Below are 9,489 nucleotides of genomic sequence, written 5' to 3'. Positions count from 1 at the left end.
AACTGTTGCTGCAGCGCTACGTCATGCTTTCTTCCTTCTCTAAGCAGGCTTCTTCTGCCTAAGCCTAACAAATTAATCCCTTTCTATACCTAAGCAGGCTACATCCTGGCTAGCCTCCTGCTCTCCTTCTCGTAAGCCTTACGCAGCTTTTTAAGTCCTTTTTTGTTGGCGGTGTGCTGTGCGGCCAGCACCTTTGCGTCTTCCTCTAAGGCCAGGGCTGCATCTTTGGTGGCCAGTTGCCTGCCTAATTGCTCCTGCACTTTTTTGGTCTTACCCTTCGCGTAACCTCTCTCCAGCAGTGAACTTAGCAGTTGAACGGCTGCCTCCTCTTCTCTTTTGCCTGCAAAGTAATGCACCACAGCGGCTGTAAAGGCTTGCTTTCTGTTGTCTTTGGCGTAATTAAAGAGGACGATATGGTCCAGACCGAACTTGCTTATGCCGTTTGCCAGGTAGTGCCCTTCGGCCTCTTCATACAGCTGAATGGCTTCTGTGTAACGATTGCTGCTTACCAGCCGGTTAACATCTTTTAGCTTACGCTGGTAGTTTACCGCCACCGCAATGGCTGCACGACCATCCCTGGCTGTAAAGGTGGCAATATTACAGGAGGGTAACGCTTCTGCACCGCTGATCGCTGCCTGATAGGCCTGGTCCGCCGCGATGTACTTTTTCTCCCGCACCAGGTTCTTCGCGTTTTGGAAGTGCTTGTCGTAGCTTGCCTGGGCATTAATGCACTCTTGTGTAAAAATACGGTCGCGCAGCAACTTGGCCTTGGCCAGCACCTCGGTGTCCGAAAGCAAAGCATACTGCTCCTGCATGGCAGTTGCCTCTGCCGCTATGTCCCTAGCCGCTGTGAGCTGGTTCTGCATGGCCTGTTCATAGCCTTGGCTCAGCTTGCTTAGCAATACCGGCTTCGCCGCTTTTTTCGCTAAGCCCGGCAGTTCCTGCACGGGCTTAAACGTGTACTGCTGCTCCAACTCCAGGGCTGCCTCAAACTGATGCAGGGCCTCCGCATAATTCTTTTGGCTAAGGGCCTGCTGGCCCTGGTCGATGTACTGCAGGTAGTATTGGAACTTTACCTGCCCCAGCAGCTCGCTGGCCTCTCTTGCCCCGTGCAGCACGTAATCGTACTCCTGCTGAAAGCGAAGGGCATCCTGCGCTACGCGTTCGGCCTCCCGCAACTCATTGCGCGACAGCAAGCCACTTCCACGGTCTACCATCGCCCGAAAGGCTCCTGTGGCTGCGCGCCCTTCGCCATCGTTCAGGGCAGGCAGACTGCAGCGTAAGCCACCAATTGCACTGCACAATTCCCGGGCATCGGCATAGGCATCCAGCGCCTGATGGAAATCGCCGCGCGAGGTAAGGCTACTGCCTTGGCTGATGTAACTGCTGTAGATATCATGAGCCAGACCCATTGCCATCTCCTCCGTCTCCGGATCAATGCGCATGCGTGTCAGCACATCCCGCAGGCGACCGGCCGCCTCCTGCAGATAACCACTTAGGAAGTCGACATGGGCTAGCTGTACGTGCGAAGGAGCAAACTTAGGGTTTACCTCTACTGACTTTTGGAAATAGGCTTGCGCAGCCGAGCGGTTGCCATTGCGCAACAAGCTTACACCACGGTTATAAAACTGCTGGTCGAGGGTGGCCAGCACAAAGTTAATTGCACGGCGTCTTTCCTGCAGTACCTGCTGTAGCTGGCTTAGCTTATCATTCAGGCGCTGCGGGTCGTGCTGCTGTAGCTTAAGCTTCTCATTAAACTTATTGCCCTTAAGGTGGGTGTACAACTCTTCCAACTCATACAGCTTGCGATCGTGCAGGGTAATGCGGTCGATATCGTCTGGCATGAGGCGCCCTGCCTCCTGCAAAGCTCCTGCGATTGCAGCATTAGCGGCAAAGTAATCCTCCACCAAACGCAGGCGTTCCTGCACGCGGTGTACATCTTCCGGCGTGTACACCAGTTGCTTTTCCTCTATCTTCAGCTGGTAGTTCTGGTTAGCAGCGGTATCAGGTATCGTTTCTTCCAGCAACACCATGCCGCCAGGCCTAAACGTGGCCGTGCGGTCATATACCTTCACCACCTTGTTCTGCCCCTGTAGCAGGTTTACCTTATAGCTCATCTTTTCGGGTAAAAGCACCTCGCTCAGGTCAAAGCCCTTGTACAAGACATCTCCCCCTACTGTCAGTTTTGCCAGCTGCACCTTTAGTTGCAACTGCTCGCCGGCATCCGCTATGCGAGCCTGCTGCTCAAATTTCAAAGTAAACTCCGGCTTCCGGGAAGGCCTGCCGCCCCCCTTGGCCCGCACGTTCGCCTGGTCGAGCAGGTTGATGATGTTGTTTAGGTTTGCCTGGCTACCACTATTAGGTACCTGCCTCATCAGGTACGCCTCTGGCCTGGTTTCCTCGAAAACCAGCTTGGTCTGTGCCTGTACGGAACAGGCCGCCCATAAGAACAAAAAAAGAAGTACAGCCTGTCTCATATATACGATTGGTTAGCCTATAGCAGCAATGACAAATTTTGTTCCACAATGTCTCACTTTATTTAAAAGCATAGCAATTAGCAGATATAAATGCTTGTCGGGCATGTAACCGTAGTCTCCTCTCCTCCTCTGGTCTTGCATGGGGAAGTTAGTAAGGCCTTTCCTCACACAGCTTATTAGAAAAAAGTCCCAGCAGAACGAACTTCCCCTACAAGACAAACTCCTCTTGCACCATGTGTACCTAAGGCTTTGGACTGATATTTTGTTAATTTGCCATCTCTATTTTTGTAGCATTACTTATGTATCCATACAAACAACTTTTCAACTTTACCCAGGAGGTTTTTCTACAAATGGGCTGCTCCCCGAAAGATGCCAGGCTGGCTGCCGAGGTACTACTCGAAGCCGACCTGCGGGGCGTTGACTCGCATGGGGTGGCACGCCTGAGCGGCTATGTGCGCCTATGGGAAGCAGGTAGGATTAACCCGAAGCCCAAAATGCGCATTGTGCATGAAACGCCCAGCACCGCCACTGTAGACGGAGACGCTGGCTTGGGCCTGGTGATTGCCCCGCGCGCCATGGACATTGCCATTGAGAAAGCCGAAAAAGTAGGCAGCGGCTGGGTATCTGTTAAGAACTCCAACCACTTCGGTATTGCCGGTTACCATGCCATGGAAGCCCTTTCTTCTGATATGATCGGGATAGCTATGACCAATGCCTCGCCTCTGGTGGCTCCTACCTTCTCTACAGACAGGATGTTGGGAACGAACCCTATTGCCGTGGCTGTTCCTACCCGTAAGCAACCTCCTTTTGTGGCTGACTTTGCCACCGCCTCTGCCGCTAACGGCAAGCTGGAGATCCTGCAGCGCCAGGAAAAGAAAGCGCCGACCGGCTGGATTCAGACAAAAGACGGGCAGGACACGACCAACGCCAATGAATTAAAAGAGGGAGGCGCTTTGCTGCCGCTGGGTAGTGATAAAACGCACGGTAGCCACAAAGGCTATGCTTTAGCCTCTATTGTTGATATTTTTTCGGCTGTGCTTTCCGGCGCTAACTATGGCCCCTGGGTACCGCCTTTTGTAAGCTTCCTGGCGCCTCCGGCCGACCCTGTGGGGCAGGGAATCGGGCACTTTTTAGGTGCCATGCGTATAGACGCCTTCCGGCCTGCCGATGAGTTTAAGGAGCACATGGACAAGTGGATCGAGACTTTCCGCAAGGCAAAAGTAAAGAAGGGCGAGAAGTGTGTGCTGATCCCGGGCGATCCGGAGCGCGAAATGACGGCACAGCGCCTGGAGGAAGGTATTCCGCTACTGCCTCCCGTTGAGCGCGACCTGGAGCAACTGGGGAATAAGTTCGGCATTAAACTATAACCTAGAAGAGGTGGAAGGCGATACGGCAGCAAGGCTATTTGGCACCATTGGACTAGGCTCCACGAAAAGAAGCATTGTCATGCTCGTTTTAGCCTGGCTCCTGAACCTGCTGTGGCTATGCCTGAATTATTTCTGGCGCTTCGCCTCTATTGAGGTGTTACTGGCTATTCCCATCCTGCTTCTGCTGTATGCCCTGCTGGCCCTGGTTGCTTATACCTATTGGGGTGTGCGGGAAGTGCGGGAGAACGATGCCCCTTACGCCAACGTTATGGTTGGGGTGATTGTAGCGGTAACCCTCCTCTACTTTAACTTTAACCTGCTGCAGTTTGTGTTGGACGCCCTGGGTTAATTATAGCGCTTACCCGAGATGTAGAAGAGGAGCTCCCTGGTAACAAAACGGCCCTACACCTTTGAGGCGTAGGGCCGTTTTATTCTTCATCTATGTCATCCCGTAAAGGGTCTTGTTAATATCAAGCTCCTGCCCCTCATGTGGAGCACAAATACAGTTTTACAAAAAGGCTGTATATAAATCATTAGAAAAACAGTTTCTACGCCTGCTTAGCTAAAAGAAAAGCGTTTGAATACCCGGCTTCACCTTAGCTCTCTAATGAAAGGTTCTAGCGTAAAACAAAAAGCGCCGGCAGGTAAAGTCTGCCAGCGCTTTTTTATGCATAAAATGCTACTCCCTTACTCTATCTTCTTCCCCGCCATAGCCTTCTTGATGGAAATCTGCATCACGCGTTCAGCGAAGGGACTCGTCTGCTCTTCCAGTCTATCCACCGCTGCATAGATCGCATCTTTATCGCCCCCGGCAGCTAACACGTTTTTCAGGTGCTGTACATTTTTCTGTGTTAACTGTATTTCTTCCTCGGTCAGGTGCTCCCCGTTCTTCTCGATGAAGCGTTCTACCTGGTACAGCATCTGCTCGGCAGTGCTGCGTGCTTCTATTTGCATGCGTGCTGACACGTCCTCCTTGGCATGGGTGATAGAATCCAGCAGCATCTGCTCTACCTGCTCATCGGTAAGGCCGTATTGCGGCTTCACCTCTACCTCCTGCCGGGTACCGGAACGAAGCTCAATTGCCTCCACTTTCAGGATACCATCGGCGTTCAGGATAAAGTTAACGTCTACTTTCGGGAAGCCAGCCGGCATAGCCGGTATGCCCTTCAGGTCGAACTCCGCCAGCTTACGGTTCTCCTTCACCAAGTCGCGCTCGCCCTGGTACACGGAAATTTTCATGTTCACCTGTCCGTCAACAGAGGTGGTGTACTGGCGACCAGCCTTGGTCGGGATCTTGGAATTACGGGGGATGATCGGGTCCATCAGGCCTCCCATGGTTTCAATACCTAAGGTAAGCGGTGTTACGTCCAGCAGAAGGATGTCCTTGCGGTTGCCGGCCAGGATGTCTGCCTGTATGGCAGCCCCTAAAGCTACTACTTCATCCGGGTTCAGGGAATTGTTGGCAGGCTTGCCAAAGAAAGTAGAAACGGCCTCATACACCAGTGGTACGCGGGTAGAGCCTCCCACCATGATCACGGCGTCAATCTGCTCCGGCTGTAGCCTGGCATCGGCCATGGCCTGCTTGCAGCTCTCCATGGTACGGGCAACAATCGGGGCGATCAGCGCCTCAAAAGTGTGGCGCTCCAGGTGGCATTCGATTTCGCCGTTTATGTTGCTGGTATATGCTTCCTGCGAGCTTAGCGCTTTCTTAGCCTCCTCCGCCTTCAGGCGCAGCTCCTGCGACAGGTGCTTATCCTGATTCACAGTGTCCGCGATCAGTTCATTCTCCTGTATCCAGTGGTTAATAATGGCCCGGTCAAAATCGTCTCCGCCCAGGTAGGTATCACCATTCGTAGAGAGCACTTCAAAAATACCCTGGTGAATGCTTAGAATGGAAATATCAAAGGTACCGCCTCCCAGGTCATACACCGCTACTGTCTTCTCCTCATTCGGGTCAATGCCAATGCCATATGCTAAGGCGGCCGCCGTAGGCTCGTTTACAATGCGAAGCACCTCCAGCCCTGCCAGTTTTCCGGCATCGCGTGTGGCCTGCCGCTGGGAGTCGTTAAAATAAGCGGGAACCGTAATCACCGCACGGTTAACCGGAGTTTTCAGGACATGTTCTGCCCGCTCACGCAGTTCTTTCAGAATCTCGGCTGATAACTCAATCGGAGAAAAGAACTTCTCCTGTACGCGTACTTTCACAAGCCCTTCGCTGTCATCATCAATGATCTTATAGCCGAAGTAATCCTTATGCTCGCCCAGGTCTTTGTAAGACTTACCCAACAGGCGCTTAACGGAATAAATGGTATTGGCAGGATCCGTGATAAGGTAGTTCTTTGCATCAGTACCAACAATCGTTTCGCCGTTCAGGGTGAAATGTACGACAGAGGGCACTACTGTGCCTCGCCCCTGGTCGTTGATCGCGATTGGTTTCTTGTCTTCAGGATGGATGTAGGCCACCAAGCTGTTGGTCGTACCCAGATCTATACCCACAATTACCTCTTCCTGCTGAAGAGCCCCCGTAGAAAGGTTTATTGCAACTTTTGCCATAGTGTCGTTTAGTTAATTAAGCCGCTACGCCTGGCAGCAGCTCTCTATGCCGCAATTTACAAATAATTTAGGGAGGGCTGGCTTTGAGGTCAGGAGATAAACCGACAGCCTGAGCGAGCTTACTTACCACAGGGGCGAAGGGGCTTCCTGGTTGCTTTATAGTAGAGCAGGAATCAGGAATTGCTGTTTGTTACTTGGGAGCCCAACAAGGAGTACAAAGACTAAGCTCTGTCTCTAATCTTCCTTTCGGACAATGATGAAAACATCCTCCTTAGGACGTTTCATCAGGTACTTTTCGCGGGCAAACTTCTCCAGCAACTCGGGGTTACTCATCAGCTCCTCACGGTCTTTCTGCACCTCTGCCATCATCTCCAGGTAATACTCTTTGCGCTCCTCTTCCTCGCTTAGCTGCCGCCGCATTCGGTATTGGGTGATAAAGTCGTTCGAGTCGAAGAAGAGCATCCACACGATAAACAGAAAGGTCGTGATAAAGTAGAAGTTCCGGAAGATTTTAGGAATGCGCTGCAACATGGTACTCGGCTTTGGAAGGTATACAAAAATAAGGCTGTGAGCCCTAAAACCCACAGCCTTAAATATAAATATTTTCTAAGATAAAGCTTAGAACTTCTTGCCCGGGAAGTAAGCAATCTCGCCAAGCTCCTCTTCGATACGAAGCAGTTGGTTGTACTTTGCCATACGATCAGAGCGGGAAGCTGAACCAGTCTTAATCTGGCCTGTGTTCAACGCCACTGCCAGGTCGGCAATCGTGTTGTCCTCTGTCTCGCCGGAACGGTGGCTCATCACGCTCTTGTAGCCATGACGTAGGCCAAGGTTGATGGCGTTGATGGTTTCAGTAAGCGAACCGATCTGGTTTACTTTGATCAGGATAGAGTTCGCTACACCTTGATCAATTCCCTGCTGCAGGCGGTTCACGTTCGTTACGAACAGGTCATCACCTACCAGCTGCACTTTGTCGCCGATCGCCTCTGTCTGCTGCTTCCAGCCTGCCCAGTCATCTTCCGCCATACCGTCTTCGATCGAGATGATCGGGTACTTTTTAACCCAGTCAGCCCAGAAGCTCACCATCTCCGATGAAGTCAGCTTATCGCCTGTCGATTTTTTGAAATGGTATGTACCAGACGCTGCATCGTAGAACTCGGAGCTAGCCGCGTCCATGGCGATCATAAAGTCATCGCCTGGCTTGTAACCTGCTGTTTCAATAGCTTGCAACACAACCTGAATAGCTTCCTCGTTCGAAGCGATATTTGGAGCAAATCCGCCTTCGTCACCTACGTTCGTAGAGAAGCCTTTCTTCTTCAGTACGTTTTTCAGGTGGTGGAATACTTCTGTACCCATACGAAGCGCTTCGGAGAAGGAAGTAGCGCCTACGGGCATGATCATAAACTCCTGGAAATCGATCGAGTTATCCGCGTGGCTACCACCGTTCAGGATGTTCATCATCGGCACAGGCAGCGTGTTTGCATTAACACCACCTACATAGCGGTAAAGTGGCATGTTCAGCTCTTGTGCAGCAGCGCGGGCAATAGCCAAGGAAACGCCCAGGATGGCGTTTGCACCCAGATTGCCTTTGTTTGGCGTAGCATCCAGCTCGATCATGATCTTGTCCAGCAGGTTTTGCTCGAACACTGTAAAGCCAACCAGCTCTTCCGCGATCTTCTCGTTTACGTTTTTCACTGCCTGCAGTACACCCTTGCCCATGTACTTGCTCTTATCGTTATCACGCAGCTCTACCGCCTCGTGTACACCTGTAGAAGCTCCGGATGGAACAGCAGCACGGCCTAGGGTACCATTTTCAGTTATTACATCTACTTCTACAGTAGGGTTTCCTCTTGAGTCGAAGATCTGTCTGGCTTTAATGTCTGTGATTAAGCTCATCGATTTGTTGTTATAGTTTTACTTGATTTTACTCTTTTCTAGCAGGGCGATGAAATCATCGAACAGGTAAACTGAGTCGTGCGGCCCTGGGGAAGACTCCGGGTGATACTGCACGGAGAAGGCGGGCTTGGTCTTCATGCGTATACCTTCAATGGTGTTGTCGTTCAGGTTGATGTGCGTTACCTCTACCTCCGGGTGATTTCTGAGCTGTTCGGCATCTACCACGAAACCGTGGTTCTGGCTGGTGATTTCGGAGCGACCTGTCAGTAAGTTTTTAACGGGCTGGTTCAGGCCCCGGTGTCCGTTGTGCATTTTGTACGTGGCGATACCGTTTGCTTGCGCCAGCATCTGGTGCCCCATGCAAATACCAAACATTGGTTTTTCTTTCGCCAACATTTGCTTTACGCTGTTTACTGCTACGGTAGTTGCGGCAGGGTCTCCAGGACCGTTAGAAACAAAATATCCGTCTGGGTTCCACTGCTCCATTTCCTCAAAAGAAGTGTTGTAAGGGAAAACCTTTACTTCACAGCCCCTCGCTACCAGGTTACGCAAGCTGTTTTGCTTTACACCCAGGTCCAGTACGGCTACTTTATATTTTACCTCCTCTGGCGCAAACCCGTAAACTTCGGGTGTGCTAACCTTCGACGCTAGCTCCAATCCAGCCATAGAGGGTATCTCAGCCAACTTTTTACGCAACAGGTCTACGTCTGTTGTTTCAGAGGACACGATGCCGTTCATGGCTCCTTTATCACGGATGTGACGCACCAAGGCTCTTGTGTCTATCTCACAGATTCCAACAACACCGGCTTTCTCAAAATACTCCTGCAAGGATCCTTCTGCGGTACCACGGGAGAAGAAAGTAGAAAACTCCTTACACACCAGGCCACTTATCTGCAATCTGCCTGACTCCACTTCCTCTGGCTGCACGCCGTAATTGCCCACATGCGAAACGGTGGTAACTACTAACTGCCCGAAGTAAGAGGGATCTGTAAAAATTTCCTGGTAACCGGTCATACCAGTATTGAAACATAGCTCGCCACCAGAGGTGCCGATGCGACCCAGGCTTTTGCCTTTGAAAACTGTTCCGTCTTCTAAGAGAAGGAGTGCTTCAGAAGAAGTATGCTTTTTCATAATAACGATTTGATACAAAAATAAAAAAGGGACACGACTTACGTCATGTCCCTTAGAAATATTTA

7 protein-coding genes are annotated in these 9,489 nt (G+C 51.3%); 2 read left to right on the top strand and 5 right to left on the bottom strand.

The genetic code is table 11. From position 1 onward, the window contains the following. Window positions 1–98 precede the first annotated feature (98 nt). Entirely contained in the window at window positions 99–2,477 is a 2,379-nt protein-coding gene (locus CHB92_RS00375) for a tetratricopeptide repeat protein (protein WP_089317182.1), read from the bottom strand. 299 nt (window positions 2,478–2,776) lie between these two features. Here CHB92_RS00375 and CHB92_RS00370 point away from each other — a divergent pair, with 299 nt between their 5' ends. Continuing rightward, a complete protein-coding gene (locus CHB92_RS00370) occupies window positions 2,777–3,844 on the top strand; it encodes an Ldh family oxidoreductase (protein ID WP_089317181.1) in 1,068 nt (355 codons plus the stop codon). 10 nt (window positions 3,845–3,854) lie between these two features. Then, window positions 3,855–4,193 (top strand): hypothetical protein, encoded by a 339-nt coding sequence (locus CHB92_RS00365; protein WP_089317180.1) that lies wholly within the window; start codon window positions 3,855–3,857, stop codon window positions 4,191–4,193. 338 nt (window positions 4,194–4,531) lie between these two features. On the opposite strand, the gene hscA is transcribed toward CHB92_RS00365, so the two are convergent. The 4 genes from hscA to carA form a co-directional block, all read right to left on the bottom strand. Continuing rightward, window positions 4,532–6,397 carry a Fe-S protein assembly chaperone HscA gene (gene hscA / locus CHB92_RS00360; protein ID WP_089317179.1) on the bottom strand — a complete coding sequence of 622 codons (1,866 nt, stop codon included), beginning with the start codon at window positions 6,395–6,397 and terminating at the stop codon, window positions 4,532–4,534. Window positions 6,398–6,631: 234 nt separating this feature from the next. Then, window positions 6,632–6,928, bottom strand: coding sequence for an FtsB family cell division protein (locus CHB92_RS00355; RefSeq protein WP_089317178.1), 297 nt, complete (start codon window positions 6,926–6,928; stop codon window positions 6,632–6,634). An 87-nt stretch (window positions 6,929–7,015) separates the two neighbouring features. Next, window positions 7,016–8,293: a phosphopyruvate hydratase gene (eno, locus tag CHB92_RS00350; protein WP_089317177.1), complete on the bottom strand. Its 1,278-nt coding sequence runs from the start codon at window positions 8,291–8,293 to the stop codon at window positions 7,016–7,018. Window positions 8,294–8,311: 18 nt separating this feature from the next. Then, entirely contained in the window at window positions 8,312–9,424 is a 1,113-nt protein-coding gene (gene carA / locus CHB92_RS00345; protein ID WP_089317176.1) for a glutamine-hydrolyzing carbamoyl-phosphate synthase small subunit, read from the bottom strand. Between the last annotated feature and the right edge of the window lie 65 nt (window positions 9,425–9,489).

It is taken from the genome of Pontibacter ummariensis (genome assembly GCF_900188175.1).
Taxonomy (GTDB): Bacteria; Bacteroidota; Bacteroidia; order Cytophagales; family Hymenobacteraceae; genus Pontibacter; species Pontibacter ummariensis.
The sequence above is the reverse complement of the archived record's forward strand: the minus strand, read 5'-3'. Positions and strand labels throughout refer to the sequence as shown.